This is a genomic window from Spartinivicinus poritis, from assembly GCF_028858535.1.
In the GTDB taxonomy this organism is placed as follows: Bacteria; Pseudomonadota; Gammaproteobacteria; order Pseudomonadales; family Zooshikellaceae; genus Spartinivicinus; species Spartinivicinus poritis.
Genome location: NZ_JAPMOU010000002.1, coordinates 16,005 through 36,429 on the forward strand (window position 1 = coordinate 16,005; position 20,425 = coordinate 36,429).

A 20,425-nucleotide genomic window follows, 5' to 3' on the forward strand; every position below is an offset into this window, starting at 1 on the left:
TGGTATCTCTATTTAATGGACCTAAGTATTATGGCAAAAAAAACCAGAGATAAACTAAAAATACTATTCAGTAGAGGGCGTCTGCCTAGTGAACTGGATTTTGCCGACTTAATTGATTCAACGATAAACCCTGCTGATGATGGGTTTGATATTTCCCAAGTAACAGGAATAAAAATAAGACCCACGGAACGTCATAAATTGTTGAGTATATATGCTCGGCATACTGATGCAAAAACTGCACTATGGCAAATGGAGTTGGATAACGATGGATCTCACTTACACTTAAAAAATCTGCTTGATTCTAATTTATTAGCAAAACATAAAATAGTGAATAATAAGGATGGAGGCACTAATCCAGATAATCATCAAGAAAAAAATAACAGTAATAGTTCGTTGCTGTCTTTTAGTGCTAATGAAAAAAAGGTAGGAATTAATCGTAAAGCACCAGCTCATACCCTTGATATTAATGGCACACTTGCTTGTTCTGGCCGTGTTGGCAACTACAACCAAGGCCGTATTATTGCCGATGGCCGCTGGCATGATGTGCTAACTAGTTTAACAGGCTGCAAAATGTTTGAAGTGATTGCAGGTGTTGGTGGTAAAAAAGGGCAGGGGCGATATGCTCTCCTTAAAGCGACGGTAATGAGCACTTATCATGGTACTCGCTGGCTGAGTAAATTATTCGGCTATAACACCGGTATTTTTCATCAACATTGTCATTTTTACTCTCGTTGGGATCGTATCCGTTTACGTTGGATAAAAGCAGGATTGAATCGATATACTCTACAAATGCGTACTATTCGTAATTATTGTGATAAGGAAATGAAAATCTACATTAACTACAGCATGACTCAGTTGTGGTTTGATGATCATATGTGTAATTCACATGTTACTCACGATGGAGAAGAGGAGTTAGCATGACAGCCTCACATACGATTGATCCTTTAGATAGCGGTAATCCATTAAATTACCAAAATTTAATGTCTGAAGGATTAAGTTTAATGCAGCAGTTAGCAGGTGAGGTATGGACCGATTATAATCTTCATGACCCAGGAGTCACATTACTAGAGCAGCTTTGTTTTTCATTAACAGATGTTGTTTATCGAAGTAGTTATCCTATCCAACAATATTTAATTGGCCCTGATAATAAAATTGATTTACCCACCCAAGGCCTTTATAGCCCAGGCAAAATATTGCCTAGCGGCCCTGTTACCCTGCATGACTATAAAGCCCTAATGCTTGCTAAGCTAACCAGTATTAATGCATTAGTCATTGATATGAGTAAACTTTACCAGCAGCCCAGTTTGGAAATTCGCTATAACTGCCGAAGCTATCATGGTAAAAAAGCAAAACAGCAGTTAATTAATGATATGGTCAGTCATTATCATGCTCAACGTCCATTGTGCGCCCCCATTTCAGTAGCGGTAGCAGAAATGAATGCGCAAATGGTCGAGTTATATGGGTGTGTTGATATTAAAGAAGGCTATCCTGTTGAACAAGTCATTGCTCAAATTTATTTGGAATGTGCTGATTTAATTACGCCAGAATCAGAGTTTATTCGTTATGAGTCTCTACTGGAACAAGGATGTGGGTTAGAGGAGGTGATTGAAGGCCCTTTTTGTGCCCAGGGTCGTTTAAAAGAGACACCAATTAAAAGAAACCTGCAGATTAGCCATCTCACTGAACGTATTACAGCATTGGCAGGAACAAAGCAGGTATCACAGCTTCACTTGGTTGCTGGTGACAAGCAGTTTTATCAATATTTAGTGATTGACCAGCATAGTCAATGTAAATTAGCCATTCCATATGACGACTTAAAATTATTTAAGCTAGAAATAACCCAAGGCGGGCGCGCTTATCCTATCCAGCTATCTGAATATCAGATGGCAATTCGTCAAGGAATTGCTCGGAAGGAAAAAACAGCGTTGTTGATGCGACATCATGAGCAGATCTTTCCTCATTGTGAAGATAATTATTTAGCGTTTAATCGGCATATTCCAATCCAGAGTTTGTTTCCTGCAAATTACCAAATCAGCCCACAAGGGATACCTTATTTTGCTTCCAGCCAACAGCAGGCACAGGCTAAACAGCTCAATGGCTATTTAATGCTTTTTGAACAATTTATAGCCAATAGCATAGAAGACATTGAACAGTTTCGAACGCTGTTATCCCTTGATATGGATACAACCCGTAGTTATCACTATCAATCATTAATGCAAAAAGATGCACAAGCCTTATATGTGAAACAAGGTCAACAACGAGAGAGTGCATTAGCGAGCGCTATTGCAGAAATAGATAATTATAGTGATCGAAAACACCGGGCGTTGGATTATTTGTTGGGGCTTTATGGTGAAAGTTATCCAGATGAAAAGCACCGCCAATTTAATTGTTATTTTACTAAGGTTGGTTTTGAACATGAGTTAATTCATGCAAAGGTAAACTTTATTAAATACTTGCCACAATTAGGTTTGCTTAGTGGGATCGGTCAAAACTATTTATTGGAGCCTTGGAGCCCTGAAGACTGTTCAGGTGTTAGCTTAAAAAGTCGCTTGTTACTGAATTGCGCTAAATTGACTAACTGCTCGATTACAACACTATTTAATCAACTGCGGCTGAACGTTGTCGAAAGCGAAAAGTGGGATTTACCTGTTATTGCCGCCAGTGATCAAGGTCCAAGCCAGTTAGAAACTGATCGTAAACTCAAGCTTGATTTTCGTCCTGCTATTTCAGTAGTAGCTCAATCTTGTCAGGAAACAGCGCTATCGACACTTTATCAACAATTAAAAGAGGCTGGCTTATTTAAGGCAGATCAGATCAATGCAGAATTTCTGGTGGAAGGCGTTGATAGTCAACGTTATCGGTGTGGTTGGGAAAAAATACATAATAATGAACAAAGGGGTAAAAAGTGTTTATTGGTATTTAATCGAGGTAGTCATCACGATTGGTATCAATTAGGCGTTTATGACAGTATTGATAAAGCAAAAACAGTCGCCCGTTTGTGTCAACAGTTCTTAGTCGGGTTAAATCGTTATAGTGAAGGTGTACATCTATTGGAGCATATTGTTTTGCATCCGTCTAGTGTTGGTAAAGCCAAGGCAATGGTAACTGAACCAAATCATGATAGTTTCTACTATGGTCGATTAAGCCTATTGATGCCTAATTGGCCAGCACGTTATGCTAATCCTGATTTTCAGGCATTTGCTCAAGCGGTTATCAGAGATGTGTGTCCTGCCCATTTACATCCAGATATTTTTTGGCTTAGTTTTGTTCAAATGCAACAATATGAATCACTTTACAGTCAATGGCGTAAAGAAGTCAGTCATGTCAAGCCAAATCAGAAGCAAATTCATTTACTAAGACTGCAGCTAGTCGACTTTATTCAGTCGTTATCAAAGGCTGACAGTAGTAGAGCAGATAGTGATGGCTAAATATGAGACGGCCCCAAAAAATCGAATAGGACGCTTTTATTGTAACATCCATTATAATCGGTTTGCTAATACATCGAAGATTAAGTTGTTAGAAAAACAACTAAAAGATTGCTTAAACCAAGAGCTAAATGAATGGCTTGAAGCTGCATTAAATAAGATAGACTCGGGTTTGTTAGAAAAACTGTTGAAAAAAAATATATCCATTAAACAATTAATAATACAGCTGCCACCGATTTCATATAGTGCTCATCAGCCAGATAGCTGGGTGCATCAGTTTAAACAACATTTACATCAACAATTTATTCGGGCATTGATCAGTCAACTACAAATTCGCCAAAATACGCCAGCTGAAATTAAGCTAAACCAAGTCAGTTCACAACAAAACAAACAGAAAAATACCCAGGCTGAATTCAATATTGATAACATTGAAAAAAAAACGTGGAATACTGGTGGAACACTTTACCAAGAAAATAATATTACCCATACTGACAGCGCGAAACCGACTGAGCTTTCGGTTTGCCAAAATGTCAAAGGCGATATTCACCCTGAAAGCAAAGTCTCCTCTAAAAATAATATCTATTCACAAAACAATACCCACATAGAAAACTATACTTGTTGTAAACCTGAACAATTATTGACGTGGCTTGATGAGCTTAATAGGCTTGATGGCTATCAGCGGCAGCAGTCACTCAATGCAATGCTGTCGTTGTGGATTCAGCAACCCGAACGGGCTAACCAGTGGTTTACTATTTTGAGTAAGCATCCAACAGCAGTTGACCAATGGTGTCGACTGTTGAGTAATAAACAAGCGTTAATTGTTTTCAGGCTGGCGGCCCCCCACCTGTATCCAATGGTTAAACAGTTTATCTCAATTCTCAAGCCACTGTATCAAAAGTGGGTAGATGAATACTTGTGCTATTCAGAGGCTAATGGAGCAGAGGTAAGTCACTCTCAGAATAAGTGCACTCAAGCAAAGCCATTATCGTTATGGAAGTTGTTTTTACAACAGCAACTAGTTTCATATTGTGCAATAGAAAGACAATCGATATTAATAACCCAAGCATTTACCAAACAGATGCGGTGGGTTTTTGGCATTTTGCGCCAGAAGAAAGTAGACATTAGTTACCTTTATGCCATGTTACTTGTTAACTGGTCAACGAGTCGCTCGTTTAAGGAAAAAAGTATTTATTGGAATTACTTAAAGCAATGGGTAGTAGCAATACAAGGGGTAGCAGCAATACAAGATTATCGCCTAGTGGATTTATCAGCCAGCATCTCAATGGATGCAATATCAAATCAAGGGCAAAAGGATACTAAAACGGCTTTAACAGAACATTATCCTAGTCAGGCTGCTCTTGCTGTTATTCATCAACATACTTTACAACACTTAGATTTTGGTCCACTTACCAATTCTCGACGAGGAAAGAAACAAAGAGGTTACATTAGGCAAGATCAAGAGAGTGAAAACGAAAAAAAAGGCGAATCTCAATTAAGCAATGATGAGTTTGCTAACAAATTGGTTAAATGGCTTTGGTTTCAGCAGTTGTATAATCATTGGTTTAAAAAAGCACAGTTATTCAATCAGCAAAAACAAACCAATAACTTAGTGAGTGACAATACGAGCAAAAACGCTATTAGTGCTATAAAAGCCAAATCTAGCATTGAAGAACGAAAAACAGGTGGTAGTCAGGAAGTTAGGGGTTCTCAAAACAAGGCTGTTAAAGAAAATACTGAACAAATCAACAACAATATTATAAACGACCAAAGCCGCTTGTTTAAGTCAAGTCTACTAATTGATTCAGACCAGTTGAATGCTATTATTAATAAGCTGAGTGTTGCGCAATTACAACAGTTATTTGATACCATTGATGTACCTAATAAGTGGGATATTTATCATCAAGTGTTTAATGACTGTTATGGAAAACAGGCTAATTCTTCAGGCATTAGCATAAGTGCTCTTAACGATGATAAAGAAATTAAGGAAGATCAGCAACAGGCAACAAGTTTAGTTAGCGAAAATGCCTTTTGGCAGCGTTTATTTGCAGCACTTAATAACCCAAAGTCCGTAGAAAAAGCATGTTTTCCAACCCAACCAGATCATTCGCAGCAAAATAGTAGTGACAACCATAATGATGGGCTAAGCGAAAGTAACATAGCTGAAATGTTACAACAGGCGATGTATGCTGAATTACAGCAGCTAATCGCTAATATAGGTGATGACGCTAATAGGAGCGATGATGATATCATTAAAGCATGGCATCATTGGTTAAATGCTTATTGTCTGCTACTTAACCGACAGTTACCCCAGTCGCTGCGATATAAAATACAAAAGCAATTTACACCTGGTTATGAGGACTTGGCTGTTAACCCAAAAGCGACTTCCCCCAAACCACTTAATCCATTAATCACTGAAAAAACAGCATTGACAGAGGTTGATAGGCGAAACCTGGTTTATCTGGTATTACCTCAAATAGCAAGCTGGTTGCTACTTCATCATGATATGGCAGTGGAGCTGCTAATTCAGCCGTTGCTTGCTGAAAAACAAGCTCTCATTACTGCTCAGCAAGTAGAGCAACTAAAACGCCAGCTAACTAGCATGAGTGTTGATAGTATATTATCAGGTAAAACGCTGTCACAATCGTTAGCTCTGTTCTTTAATCAGGCAGAATGCATTATCCAACGTTGGCAACAACAGCATGGGTTGCCATTAGCTGAGCAAACAACGGAGCAAATAGCAGAAAAAACAGCAGAACAAGTAAAAAAACAAGTTGATGAACTCAAGACAGCCCACCATTTAGAAAATGCAATAGGTTATGATTTTATAACCGCTAGTCAAACGAATGGCCAACCCGCTTTTAGTAGGCAATCACTTATTAGAAAGTTGGGCTTACAAGTAACAACAACATTACCTCGGTTTTTAAAAAACTATTTTGCCAGCCAAACGAGTCTGGGATATGTCAATGTGGCAGATGACATTGGTGAAAAGAATAAAATCGATAGTCCCTATTTTATTCCTGGCACTGTTTTAAGTGAGGCCAACAAGACAGTTGATGAGCTAACAAATAGCAGAAAAAATAAAGCCGTCAGCCAGCCATTGGCAGTCAGGGATGATGAATTGAGTGAAGCACTGGCTATATTTCAACGGGCTATTTTGGCTCAATATCATCAATTAGCTTATCAAAATAATACTCGGCTGTTATATCATTTTCTGTTACAGAACGCTCCTACTCAACTCAGCCATTGCTTACAACAGACGATGACTGAACCTGCAGCACTGAATTATTTACTGGCTATTCTGCCGATGACATTAAAAAATAGTGTAGTGTTACTATTACGTCCTAATGATGGTTATCTGTTATTAAGTTTTATTCATTGGTTGGTTGTTACCTTTAAAGAGCTAGTTAAAACAGAGCATAGTGTAACTGTCGATATAAATACCAGACGAGCGATTAGTGACTTAATCGCTAAATGGGAAAGCGGGGAGAAAAGAGGGAATAAAGAGGAACATAATAGTCAGTGCTGGCGTCAGTGGGTTATACAATATTGGATAATCCCTAAACGCCATCTCCAGGTTGAGCGGGATATACCACAGCTGTTAACCTTATTATTACCTGGAATCAATCAACAAGCCAAAACTTCACTACAACATAGTTTGCAAAACCAATGGCGTCACTCACCAAAATCCGTTAAGTTGCAGCTAACGCGAAAACAAAACAAACGAAAACAAGCGAATAAAAAAACAACAGTTACTGAAAAACTGGATGTTAGTCAGTTAAATCAGCAAGCAATTATTAAAATACTTCATCAGTTAGGTAATAACAGTTGGCAAGAGAATGTTAAGTTAATGGCTTCATTAACTAGCCAGGACTGCTTTAACTTCTTGTTACAGTTGCGCCCATTTGATGGCTTAGCTATTTACGAAGAGGCAGTTAAGCTAACTCAAGACATTAGCCAGGAGTATGCTGATACTGATTATGCCAAGCACCGTAATACGACAGGTCTGGACTGTGAGGTTTGGGCTTTATTATGGTGTGCCATCAGTAAACAAATCAGTTATGCAGAACATATCCCAAACCTTGTAAGTCAGGGTAACCCAGATTCTGACTTTACTGTTCAGGCATTTGACCGAGACTATTTTCGCAAGGCTTGTCGGCAGTTATGTAGTCATCAGACAGTGCCTGATAAACAAATTATCGACAATACAAGGGATTATATACAGGATCAGCCTCTTGTCATTATTAAGCAACTGCTTAGTGGGCTACTACCAATACAACAGTTGCAGTATCAACAAATTAACTTCTTAACCGACCAAGTATTAGCAGGGGATATCAATGTATTAGTTGATTGCCTTAAAGAGGCTCTTAAAGATGGCCTTAAAGGTCGCTTTCAGGAAAATACTGACTGGCTGTTAAATTGGTTACCATTAATGACTGACTCTCAGTGGCAGTTGCTCGTGATGAGAGTGCGGCCAGTTGATGGAATCAGTATTCAAACTTACAGTGAGGCATTGCTAGATACCTTTAGACGTTGGTTATCAATAGCCTTAAACAAACAACTTGACCAAAAACGCCAGCTAAAACTGTTACAGCGAGCTAAGCAATTAACCAGACATTGGTTGATGACTACTTACTTGCAAACGGAACAAACACTGGAGTTATTATCATTAGCAACCTCATGGTTTACCCACCTAGCGCCCCTCTATGATGAAATAACCCATGCTGGCTCTCGATCCAATCAAATAACTCAGGCAGCTGAAAAAACTGTATTTAATGGGGCTGTTTCGATGCTTAAGGGGTCTGCAATGCTGTTTGCACAAGCCTTATTGGAATTACCTGATGAATGCGTAACAAGCAATAGGAGACAAGCTGCCCCCATTAATGACCCACTGCTTGATAAAAAATACTCTGAGCTAGAAAAAAATCATGCAGATGTAATTGATGCTGGCCACTTAAAGGGTTGGAGCCGTCCACTCCTGGTGTGGCGTCAGTTGAAGTCTTTTTTTCTATCAACAGAAGACTTGTTTGCCCAGTGGTTAAAGGATGTTGATACCCAACAGCAGATGCTGATTCACCAGCAACTAGCACAAGCGCCACATACTAAAAAGGTGAATGCTGAAAATCTAGATATTGCAACGTTGGACGTTGAGCAAATGCTTAAGCAGCCAGAGGTATGGATGAGTCAACCGGCTGCTTTGATTCAGCAGCAGCTAGCGGATTATTTAACAAATGACATCAATGTAGAATATGTTGCTCATGCACTGACGATGGAATGGTTTGCGTTATTGACTTTACAGCTTCGCCCCAGTGAGCATCTAAGCTTGTTGGCTTATACGGCACTCACTGTAGATTGTGTCTTGTGCGAAGCAAAGGGGTTACAGGAAGAGGCCACTGAATATAAGTCAGATAATAAAGCGACTTACTGGTTAAAATGGTTGGTTTTAACTCAGTGGCTTAAGCCACAGCAGCCGTTTAGCTATCCACAATCGCTTATTCAAGCTTATCGAACACTGGTTGAAAAGTTTGGCTTAGTAACCAATATCCCAGCTTTGACGAAGTTTGATCAAGCTCCGCAACAACATGGCCCTAATAATAAATTTTGGCGATACCGGTTTGGCCAACAGTTGTCACTAACACTTAACGAGATTCGACTAACTAAAAACAGAGGTCGGCTTTTTTCTGATTATATTGAAGTCAGCGAGCAGCCTGCTTTAATTGCTGGATTAAGGCAAGCTTGTTTTGATAGTAAGCAATTGGATAACACAGCAAAACAAGGTAACAGGTTAATTGCCCCCCATCATGATATTACGACTATGCTAAATAAAGCAGAGCCGATTCGAGTCGATAATGCCGGGCTGGTCATTATTACCTGCTACCTAGAGCGCTTGTTTAATCAACTGAATTGGCAGCAAGGAGGTGTTTTTAATAATGCTATATGTGCGGAACAAGCAGCTGCTTTGTTGCAATATATGGCGTGTTCAGATTGGCAGCAACCAGAGCATGTTTTAACGCTAAATAAAATATTGTGTGGTATTCCTCTTGATGAGCCATTGTCAGAAACCGTTAACTTAACGGAAAAAGACTGCGCGTTGGCAGAGAGTTTGCTGAAAGCTGTAATTAGTCATTGGCGAGTGTTAGGCAATACCACAGTTGAGGGATTGCAAACCAGTTTTTTACAGCGAATAGGTTGGTTGATTTTTAAACAAAAACAGTGGCAGCTAAGCGTGGAAGTTAAAGCTTACGATATGCTGCTTGACCAACTGCCTTGGAGTATTAAAACCCATAAATTGCCATGGATGGAATATCCCATCATGGTAAATTGGCGGGATAAACAATAAGTAGGCCTATATATAAAGAGTACAAAGTTACGCCATGGATGAAATTCGTTACTTGATAATCTCACTCCAAAAAAGCAATGCTTTTGTTATCTGGCTACTGTGTTTATTACTGATCAGCTGGTCGGGTGATAGTGTTGGTCAAAATGATTCCACTCAACAGCCAATTACCGAAAAAAGCACTTATAACGGTATCAAACAGTGGGAAGCGATAAAGGATTGTAAGTGTGGTTTGGCAACCTCGCAATTGAAAAACCAAACATACGGGTTGCTGTTTTCTCAACAACAGAAAGGGGACACGCCTGTTTATTTCCCGATTGACTTTGGTAGTGTTAACCGAATTGCCTTTCAATTGGATAATGTATTCTATGAACATGATAAACGGCAAATGCGGATAGAAAATAGTGAGTTTTATTTACCTACAGCAGCTCAGTTTGTATCATTGGCCCGCCAATATAATACAGCTGTTGACTTATTGATTTCCACCCGCAATGGTTTGCCATTGAACCCCACTCAGCCTGTCTATTATGAGAATGAAACCAGTGCAGGTGAAGTACTATTACTAGCGCAGGATATTAAAAATTTATTACTAAAAAATAAATTTGCTGGTGTGACAGTTGATTTGGATCGGTTATTTTATGGTGATTTATTATCTTACCGTAAATTAGTATCAGCGCTTATTAGAGAGCTGCGTAGTAGCCCCAAGTTGGCCAAAGTTGATATTAATATTATCGTAGCTGACCAGGATCTGCTGTCAGAAAAAAAATTTATTGAATATCTTGATGCTGATAGTGCACAGTTGGATCAGCTCGACTTAAAAGAAAATCGTTTATTACTGCGTTTGTTGGACGAGGATCGTCAACAAAACAGTAAAAAACCGTTAAACAATCGCTTATTGATCCGCACTACTCATTTTGAACCACTGACTTCGTCAGACGCGATTGCCCAGCAATGCAATATAAGATCAGGACCTGTATTGACGGCCAGCCTTCGTTATGAAAAAGGTGCTGTCAATAGTAATAAAGGCCGTTTCCCACAAGCTAACGTTTATCCCTTAGTGCCCTTAAGTCAATTAAGTAAGAGTTTGGAACAAGCCAGTCCTTTTTGTCGGGAGCAGTTTATCGATGCATTTGTTATTCAGAGAGGGTATCAAAGCCTGGCATTTGAAGGTGGGGTAGGTGATAGCGGAGAAATCAATAAGACAGGTTTTGGCAAAGTAGAGCCAAAGTTTAATCGAGAGCTGCTTCAAGCAGGACTAAAACCGGCTCTGCTATCATTTACTGAGACTATATCGACTCAACAAACCCAGACAACCTGGGCCAATCTTGGCTTTTTACCTCAGTTGCCTGATTACCAGAAAATGACGTTGTTTAAGCGGCTATTACAGCGTTATTGCCCAGCCTGTTGTAATAGTATTTGCCCTTATCAAAGCACCTTGCTTGCTACAAATATTGTGTTGTTGTTGCTGACATTTGGCTTTTTAGTTGCTGCCACATTTAACTATCAGATGCACTTGGTATTAATGCGACACACATTGGCTTTTATCATTATTGTCGTATTGTTGATGTTAGCATTTCAAGCATTGGTGCTTTGTGAGCCAAAACTGGTTGAATTTCGGGATATGTTATTAATGGTCATGGTGGTGATTACTGCAACAATTTTGGTCTACCTTCAATATAAGGCAAACAATAAAGCACGGCTGCCCTAATCATGAACGGACTCAATTCAAGTGTAAACAGTACACATACGACTTATGCAGAGTTGGCCTGGACGCACTGTCTTATCAGGTGGGGCTTGCTTATTTTAGGCGTAACCTCTTTATCAGGTTGCACATTGTTTGGTGCTTCTCTGCTACTTGAAGAGCAGTCTTGCCAATATGTTTCTGCAAATTCCTGTTATCAGTTAGGCTTGCGCTATCAAGAGGGCAGTGGGGTTAAAAAGTCTGATCAGCAGGCGTTGAAATATTTCTTATTGGGTTGTGAGGGCAAAAGTGCAGCTGCCTGTTATCAGGCTGGTCAATTATACGAGCAACAAGGCAGTAAAAAGGATTTAACCACAGCGTTGGATAGTTATGGAAAAGGCTGTGATTATAAAAGCAGTGATGCCTGTTTACGGCTGGGACAGCTTTATCAGCAAGGTAAAGTAGTCACTGTCGATCAAACCAAAGCACGGGATTATTATCAACTGGCCTGTCATTATGAGCAGTTAGTGGGGTGTGTCAATTTAGGCTGGCTGTATCAACAGGGTATTTTAGGGCAAACGGATTTTAGCCAGTCTTACCGGTTATATCGTCGTGCTTGTGATGGTGACAATACGTTGGGTTGCTATCGGTTGGGCAGACTATACGACTTGGGAGAAGGGGTGCCTGCTGACCCTATTCAGGCGGCTAATCTCTACCAGCGAGCCTGTCCTGCCGTGGCTGATGCTTGTTATCAGTTAGGCGTGCAATATGAGGAAGGCAAAGGCCGTGACCCTGATGTTAAAAAAGCCACGGAGTATTACACCTTAGGTTGTGACAATCACAGTGGTATTGCCTGTTATACCTTGGCATTAAAAACACCTTCAGATCAATGGTTAACTCGATTGAGTTTGTTAAATATGGCTTGTGAAGAGCAGTTTGCAAAAGGTTGCTTGACCTTAGGAGATGATTATTACCAGGGTAATGGTATTCAGATTAACTTGGAACAAGCCCAGTCTTTTTACCAGAGAACCTGTCAGTTGAACAATTATCAAGGTTGTTTCCAACAGGCAGAAGGGTTGCGTAAAGGGGAGGGAGTAAAAGCCAACCCTGTCAAAGCTAATACACTTTATCAGCTGGCTTGTGACCATAAAATTAATGCGGCTTGTTATCAATTGGCGATTAATAATTTTGCAGCACCCACGACCACAGAAAAAATTGCAGAAGGGGTCAAGCGACTGGATGGCTTATGTCAGGCAAGTCTTGCCAAGGCTTGCTATGAATTAGCTCAGCGTTATCAAATTGGTAGGGATGTTTTGCAAAATGGCGCTCAAGCCCAGGCTTATTTTCAATTAGCTTGTGATGGTCAGATTGCTGAGGCCTGTTTTCAGTTAGGCCCATTAATGGAGGCTGACTATGATCCAGACAGTCAAGTGGCGAATCAATATTTGCGTGCTTGCACCTTAGGCAGTGCGGAAGGCTGCTATCGGTTAGGTGAACATTATCGCACTGGCAGTGGTGTGAATAAAAATCGTGACCTGGCATTGCAAGAATATAAAAAAGCCTGTGATGGCGAATATTACCGTGGTTGTTATTGGCAGGGCCGTTTATTGGAGCTAACCCCTACTCAGCTCGATGAAAAGGCGATAGCTACAATGCAGCAACGTTATCAAACGGCTTGTGATAATGGTATTCGCCTGGCATGTTATCGATTAGGCAAAATGAAGCAAAACAGCCAGTGGGGAAAAGTGGATCCACCTGCCGCGGCGCAATATTTCCGAGCAGCCTGTTCAGATAATGAATGGCTTACCTGTTATCCATTAGCAGGGTTATTACTGACGGGTAATGGCGTGATTAAAAGTGCTGCTCAGGCGGCTAAATTGTATAAGCAGGTTTGTAATTCCCCTTCGGTCAATCCAACCCGTGTGTTAGTTCAACAGGCAAAGAATGTCGTAGTGTCAGGCAACTGGTCAGCTCAAGCTTGTTTTAAATTAGGCCTACTTTATCAACAAGGTAAAGATGCCGAAGGTGATGGGGTGGATAAAAATGCAAAAACAGCGGCCACTTTATTTAATAAAGCTTGTCGGTTGCAATGGGGAGAAGGTTGTTACCTGCTGGCGATTGCCCAGGATTATGGCCGGGGAGTGTTGAAAAATAATCAGCAGGCGTTAACCAATTATGAAAAAGCCTGTAATGAATCGTTTGATCCGGTGGGAGAGGCTTGTTACAACTTAGGCGTCAGTTATCGAGACGGTATTGGTACTAAAGTTAATTTTGCATTAGCACAAGCCATGTTTAAAAAGAGTTGTCGATTAGGACAAGCCAGAGGGTGTTTTAATTTGGCGTTATCCTATCGGGGGCAACAGCAAGCCAAGCATTATTTTGCCCAAGCCTGTCAGCTGGGGTTAGCCACTGCTTGTAATTTAGTGGATGGGGATGCCTCCGGTTATATAGTCACTACAGAAACAGGCAAACTTTAGTTAAAAAATAGGTATAATGTCTTCTGTTAAGTTTATTGAACAAGAACTTGATTGGTTACAGCGAGTCATTATGACTCGTATACAGTTGTATTTTAAACAAGATTGTTCATTCTCAGATATCTTGCAAGTAGTACCCCCTGCTCTAACAGGAAAAACGGACTATTACCCTGAATTATTACAACAATATAGTTTCGATTATTGTGGCCGATTATTGCTGGTTTTATCATTAGCCCCTCATTTACGGCCTGAAGTGCTGGATATTTTTTTTACAAAAAATACTGGTTTTGATCGTCCTTACTCAGAATTTGGAGGGTTGCCAGTGGATGGTCATGGTGGGTTTTGGCCCACTGTTGAAACCGCAGCATTTATCTGGAGTGGTGGTGACTTGGCCAAGCGGTTACAGCTACAACAATATATTCGGATTAATCCAACACTGCCTAATCAGGGGGAGCAACCCACTCCAGTATTGGTTGGCCAGAGTGGGTTTCATCAGTCGGCGGTTTTGCCTGTCAATCATATTGAGCAGGAAAACATGTTTACTGCCAAACTAATAGTGAGTGATGGCTTTTTAAGAAAAATCAGTGGGCAACTGCCTTATCAACCGCGTTATGGCCACCATTTTCCAGCAGAGCCAATTACCACCCAATTAACTTGGGAGGATCTGGTGTTGTCACCCGAAGTGATGGATCAGGTGGAGGAAATCAGGGCTTGGATTACCCATCGTTCTACGTTGCTGAATGATTGGCAATTAAAAAAGAAAATTCAGCCAGGGTTTCGGTCGTTATTTTATGGCCCACCGGGTACAGGAAAAACATTGACGGCGACTTTGTTGGGTAAAGTAACTGATATGCCAGTTTATCGGGTTGACTTATCCATGGTTGTGTCAAAATATATTGGTGAGACAGAAAAAAATCTTAGTCAAGTGTTTGACCAGGCTGAAAAGCAGGATTGGATTTTATTTTTTGATGAAGCGGATGCGCTTTTCAGTAAACGGACAGAAACGGTTAGTGCTAATGACCGTCATGCGAATCAGGAAGTCGCTTATTTATTACAGCGAATTGAGCATTTTCCGGGAATTGTCTTATTAGCCACCAATTTAAAAAGTAATATTGATGAAGCTTTTTTACGTCGGTTTCAGTCTGTGATTCATTTTTCCATGCCTGATGCAGAACACCGTTATGTTCTCTGGAAAGGTGCATTTGCTAATCCCGAACGGCTTGCAGCAAATGTGGATTTTACGGAAATTGCCAATGAATATGAGTTGTCCGGCGGGGCAATTATTAATGTTTTACGTTATGCCAGTTTAATGGCCTTACGGCAAGGGAACCAACAAGTAAAATTACAGGATATTCGTCAGGGAATTCAAAAAGAGTTTCGTAAATTAGGGAGAATTGCTTAGTTGGTTTGTTGTGTACAAACCCTCATGATACAACGTATGCGATAGATGTGTTGTGTTGAGCTTTAGGAAAGCAAAGGAATTAAGGCGCCAGGGAGGCATTAATGAGCACTTATCAGTTAAATGAAAAAAATAAGCCAGCTGTTAAACAAAATACAACGGCTGCATCCAGTGCTCAACGTCAGGCGGTTCAACAGCATCAGACCAAACAATTATTTAAAGATAATCGTCAGATAACCGCTCAGTTGCAAGCGTTACAGCAACAAATGCAACCTGTGCAACGTCAGTCTAACCATACGGGACTACCTGACAAGCTAAAAAGTGGTATGGAAAATCTGTCGGGTATGTCGTTGGACCATGTCAAAGTGCACTATAACTCCAGTCAGCCCGCTGCGGTGCAAGCTCATGCTTACGCTCAGGGCGCTAATATTCATTTGGCCAGTGGTCAGGAAAAACATTTGCCCCATGAGTTAGGCCATGTTGTACAGCAGATGCAGGGGAGGGTAAAACCGACCACATCGGTTGGCGGTGTGGCGGTGAATGATGATGCTAGCCTGGAGCATGAAGCGGATGTGATGGGGGCAAAGGCATTACAAATGAAGGTCCAGCATAAGGGAGATTTGAAACCAGGTAATAACTGGGTGAGTGAACAGTCTACCCAAAGAAAAGCCTTAAGTAATATATCAAACAGTGTTATTCAACGAGAGCTTTTAACATTGGGGGAGTGGGATGATGAACCTAATTCAGTGTCAGTTGATCGTTTAGTTGCACTTAGGGAAGGTGGGCGGAAAACATCACCTGAAGACTTACAACGCCTTAGAGAAATGGCAAGTGATAGTGAAGAACATATATTTTCCTTGAACGAAAGTCATAAGGTGAGTGTAGTAGAGTGGACAAATATGTTGGGCTCTGCAGCCAAGGGTAGGAAAGCACTGAGAGCAGAAATTGCCTGGAAAGGCCATATGAAAAATAGGCGGTATCAAGATGCAATGGAAGCTATTTCCAGGGCTTATGGATTTAATACTTTAAACTATCGAATTGAAATTTCTACTGACAATGATTCCAATGCTTCAACTGGTTGGCGAGATGGAAGTACAGGACGAACAACATCATCGTCTTCAAGTAATAAATATCTATCGATAAAGTTTAGGACCCCTTATCTTAATGATCAGTATAATTTAGGTACAGAAGGGTTTATTAGAGTATTACATACTTTCCGGCATGAGTATAAGCATGTACAACAATATCTGTCTAGTAGACGAATATCAACTGCAGTATCAGAGTTTGAAGCTTATGCATCTGAAGTATTGGATGATAATGAATTTGATTTAATCAAACTGAACCCAGATCGTTTTAAAAGGCAGGCATATAAAGCACTACAAGAGTATACAAATATGAATCCAGATGAAAAAACATTATATAGGGCTAGAAAAAATGAAATTGTTAGGAAGCTTCGCGCTTTAGGTTAAAAAGCAAAAAGTGCTGACAGAGAAACTTAAAAAATCTGTCAGCTAAAATATATTTTTGAATGAATTAATATTATTATGCTTGTTGATATTTATAAAAAAATAGATTTAACTTTTACGTCCTACCACACCAGCCCCTAATGCAGAAAGAAAGCCCATTAAGCCGCCAAGAATAATATGGAATGACTGAGTAGCAATACTTTGCTTTTCTTTAAAGTTAGCCACTTCCTCTTTGAATAATGATGAAATTAATGTTCGAGACTCTTGATCTTGAATGCTTGAAAAAATCCTCTGTTGCTCATCGGCATGTAATATAGGGGTTTGATGGATAAACGCAATATAGCCTGTTACAACAAACAAACATAAATAAGCCATCAAAACCCATACCCAAGTTTTTGATGACGTTTGTTTTTCAGGTGTTTTACTCGACTCATCAGCAGCGGCTGGTTGACTGCTTGGCTGTACTAAAGGTATTGCAGGTGAGGGCGGTTGAGGAGTGTTTTCTTCATGGATATTGTTTTTAGGGGTATCTTGAGCAGGGGTTGCTTGTTCCATTAGCAAATGTCCTTGTTAAGTGGCAAGATTGTTCCAGTAAAATTGAACTAAAGTATAGCAAGTCATTAATAGGTTTTTCCTAAAACTTGCAGCAACGTTGGTGAAGCTATACCTATACACAGACATGACTTGTCACTGCCAGCTTTGGTGATAAAGCAATAAGATAATAATGCAATAAAAAAGGTAACCTAGTGGTCCATACGAAAAGTTGGGTAACAGTCTTTAATGTCATTTATTTTCTGGCAAGGTGCGTTTTTGCAGGCATAGTGGACTTACGTCAAAAAAAGTAACACAGCCAGAGAGTAAATGGAGAAGAATCTGTTACCTTATTTTGCACATGGACCACTAGCCCAGTTGTTCAACCATAACAGAGTTTGTGTAGATCAATGCGTGATCCTCAGCTCGGTGTCCAACCAAATGGAAAAATCCTCGCTCGTCTTCTGCACGTAAATAAACCCGTAATGAACAATCAGAAAGGGCCTCACAGTCTTCAGGCAATTCCATTTCCATACTGGTCATATCTGCTGGAATCATGGCTTCTTTTTCACCGCTAGTTGCCAGCTTTTCTTCAGCATCTTCCATTTTTAGGTGATCTTGCTCGCTAACGCGAAAGGTCATCTTTCCTAAGGGAGTAGAGTGATCAGCCCCCTCTGGTTTACACCAGGCATCTAAGGTCATCGTATTCATTATCAACCCTCACAGGATCAGGCTCATAGTTTAGTAATAGAGCCCTATGAGAATGCTGGCCAGTGCCAAAATGATCTAAAAAGCGGCTGTTAAAATATTTTAGGAATAAAGCATTGGTGATAAGGAAAAGTGAATCAGGTATTTGTAATTATCTAAATAGACATAATATTTAAATAAGGTCCAATTTCAAACTGTAACCAGATAAAAAATACTTCAACAGCAGGGTCGCCGCGAGACCATTTTGGCAGAATTAAACAGGCTCTTCGCGAATGAATTTTATACCCTACACCTAAACATGACAGGTATAAAACTGTCGTTTATAGTCAAGTCATCATCGATTTTATACAATCAAAGGTTTGGAACATCATCTTAATATCCTTGCTAGGAGGGTATTAGGATGAACCAAAGTACTGAGTTTTCTGATGTTCCGGGGTTTGCTCGTTACCCGGTCAATACACTACCGATACAAGTGGAGTTAGGTTCAGAGTCCTTGTTTTTGCTCTGGGATGATGGGCATCAGAGTGAGTTTCACTATTTATGGTTGCGGGATAACTGTCCTTGCCAGCAGTGTATCACTCCCTTAAGTCGAGAACAGGTATTTGAAATTTGCGATGTGCCGCTGGATATTAAGCCAATCAATACCAGTATCGAAAGCGAAGGGCGGTTGGTATTGCAATGGGATTTCGACAATCATAGGAGCCGATTTCACCCAGGTTGGTTGCGTAGCCATTGTTATAGTGTTAAAGCCCGCAACGAGCGTAAATGGCAGCCCATTATTTGGGATAAAGAATGTATTACACAGCAGTTGCCGGTGTATGATTATCAGCAAATTAAGCAGGATAATAAACAACAGTTACATTGGTTGAAAGACCAGCGTGACTATGGCATTGCTTTAATAAAAAGTGTAGCAACGGTTCCTGGTACATTAGCAGAAGTGGCCAACTGTATTTCATTTATCCGTGAAACTAATTTTGGCACTATTTTTGACGTAAAGTCCAAACCTAATGCCAACACTGCTGCCTATACAACACTGAGGTTACCCCTTCATACTGACCTGCCCACCCGTGAATTGCAACCAGGCTTGCAGTTTTTACATTGTTTAGAAAATGATGCAGAGGGTGGCGAGTCTATTCTCGTGGATGGATTTAAAATTGCTGAATATCTGCGTCAGTATTATTCTGATGATTTTACTGCACTTTCCAGTTATCCAATGGATTTTTATAATGTTGATCGGGAAACAGACTACCGATTTCGAGCCCCTGTATTTGCACTAAATAGTGAGGGGGATGTGATAGAAGTGCGACTGGCTAACTTTCTACGTGGTCCAATTGACCTGCCATCTGAGCAAATAATTCCAATTTACAAGGCTTACCGGCGTTTTATTGAATTAACTCGAGATCCCCAGTTCCAATTTTTCTACCGGCTGCAACCAGGTGATTTACTGGTGTTCGACAACCGTCGGGTACTCCATGCACGCAATGCATTTGACTTAAAACAAGGGGGCCGTCATTTGCAAGGCTGTTATGTGGATCGTGATGAGCTGCTTTCGAGGATTCGTATTTTAGAACGAGCAATAATGTAACTATCTGTGGGTCGTTGTTGAACTCCTAGTGATTTAGCACAGTGCCATATGGTTAACTAACAGTAGGCTATTATTTAACTAAGTCTTAGCCTATTCCTGCGGTATGGAAAATGTATGACCAGTATTTCTTCAGCTACTATTTGGTAAGTGTTTTATCGCTAACGGGCCTGTCATGGTGTGCTTCTGCTCAGTTAACCATTGCGACTTTAGCAGATAAGGACTTAACCCATGTAAGAGTAATGGAGAAAATCTTAACAGATGCGTATGGGTTGCTGGATATTCCAATTGAATTGAAAATCATGCCTAACAAACGCTCATTACTTGCTTCTAATAGCGGAAGAGTGGATGGAGAGGCAGGTCGAATTGCAGGCATGGAAAAAGAGTACCCAAATTTAGTGATGGTGCCTGAGTTTCTCTATAGTCTTAATGTACTTGTTTACAGTAAAAAGCATCATTTTACGGTTGCTGGCTGGGAGAGCTTACGTCCTTATCGTATTGGTGTTTTGCGAGGCGCAAAGTATGCTGAGATTGGATCAAAAGGCATGGATACACTGATTGTGTCTTATGGTACTCAGCTTTTTCAAGCCTTGGATGCTGGTAGAATTGATGTTGCTGTTTTGCATGAGAGTGGCAATTTGTCATTGTCAGGTGTAAAAGGGGTTAACGTGTTACAACCCCCTTTACAAAAAATTATTATTTATCATTATCTACACAAAAAACATCAAAGCTTGGTGCCTATGATTAATTGTGCGATTAGAAAAGTGAAAAATAAAAAACTACTGGCATATTGTACTAAACTGCTAGGCACTGGCGTTTAGTAAA

Annotated in this window: 11 protein-coding genes; 9 read left to right on the plus strand and 2 right to left on the minus strand. The window is 40.2% G+C overall.

Annotated elements, in window-relative coordinates; genetic code table 11:
- Positions 1–30: 30 nt before the first annotated feature.
- The 7 genes from ORQ98_RS01715 (at position 31) to ORQ98_RS01745 (ending at position 16,782) form a co-directional block, all read left to right on the plus strand.
- Complete coding sequence (locus tag ORQ98_RS01715; RefSeq protein ID WP_274687046.1) at positions 31–921, plus strand: hypothetical protein; 891 nt, start codon at positions 31–33, stop codon at positions 919–921.
- Entirely contained in the window at positions 918–3,428 is a 2,511-nt protein-coding gene (locus tag ORQ98_RS01720; protein WP_274687047.1) for a hypothetical protein, read from the plus strand. Before ORQ98_RS01715 ends, ORQ98_RS01720 begins: the two co-directional genes overlap by 4 nt.
- Positions 3,421–9,762: a contractile injection system tape measure protein gene (locus tag ORQ98_RS01725; RefSeq protein ID WP_274687048.1), complete on the plus strand. Its 6,342-nt coding sequence runs from the start codon at positions 3,421–3,423 to the stop codon at positions 9,760–9,762. Before ORQ98_RS01720 ends, ORQ98_RS01725 begins: the two co-directional genes overlap by 8 nt.
- Before the next feature lie 34 nt (positions 9,763–9,796).
- Positions 9,797–11,467, plus strand: coding sequence for a hypothetical protein (locus tag ORQ98_RS01730; RefSeq protein ID WP_274687049.1), 1,671 nt, complete (start codon positions 9,797–9,799; stop codon positions 11,465–11,467).
- Positions 11,468–11,469: 2 nt separating this feature from the next.
- Positions 11,470–13,917, plus strand: a complete 2,448-nt coding sequence (locus ORQ98_RS01735; protein ID WP_274687050.1) for a tetratricopeptide repeat protein — start codon at positions 11,470–11,472, stop codon at positions 13,915–13,917.
- Positions 13,918–13,933: 16 nt separating this feature from the next.
- Positions 13,934–15,316 (plus strand): ATP-binding protein, encoded by a 1,383-nt coding sequence (locus tag ORQ98_RS01740; RefSeq protein ID WP_274687051.1) that lies wholly within the window; start codon positions 13,934–13,936, stop codon positions 15,314–15,316.
- A gap of 101 nt (positions 15,317–15,417) precedes the next feature.
- On the plus strand, positions 15,418–16,782 hold the full coding sequence (locus tag ORQ98_RS01745) for an eCIS core domain-containing protein (RefSeq protein WP_274687052.1): 1,365 nt from the start codon (positions 15,418–15,420) through the stop codon (positions 16,780–16,782).
- Between the two features lie 105 nt (positions 16,783–16,887).
- Here the strand turns inward: ORQ98_RS01745 and ORQ98_RS01750 are convergent, their stop codons facing one another.
- Entirely contained in the window at positions 16,888–17,334 is a 447-nt protein-coding gene (locus ORQ98_RS01750) for a hypothetical protein (RefSeq protein WP_274687053.1), read from the minus strand.
- 345 nt (positions 17,335–17,679) lie between these two features.
- Complete coding sequence (locus ORQ98_RS01755; RefSeq protein ID WP_274687054.1) at positions 17,680–18,021, minus strand: hypothetical protein; 342 nt, start codon at positions 18,019–18,021, stop codon at positions 17,680–17,682.
- 397 nt (positions 18,022–18,418) lie between these two features.
- On the opposite strand from ORQ98_RS01755, the gene ORQ98_RS01760 reads away from it, so the two are divergent.
- Together ORQ98_RS01760 and ORQ98_RS01765 are read left to right on the plus strand one after the other, a co-directional pair.
- A complete protein-coding gene (locus ORQ98_RS01760; protein ID WP_274687055.1) occupies positions 18,419–19,603 on the plus strand; it encodes a gamma-butyrobetaine dioxygenase in 1,185 nt (394 codons plus the stop codon).
- 110 nt (positions 19,604–19,713) lie between these two features.
- Positions 19,714–20,421, plus strand: coding sequence for a substrate-binding periplasmic protein (locus ORQ98_RS01765; RefSeq protein WP_274687056.1), 708 nt, complete (start codon positions 19,714–19,716; stop codon positions 20,419–20,421).
- Positions 20,422–20,425 lie beyond the last annotated feature (4 nt).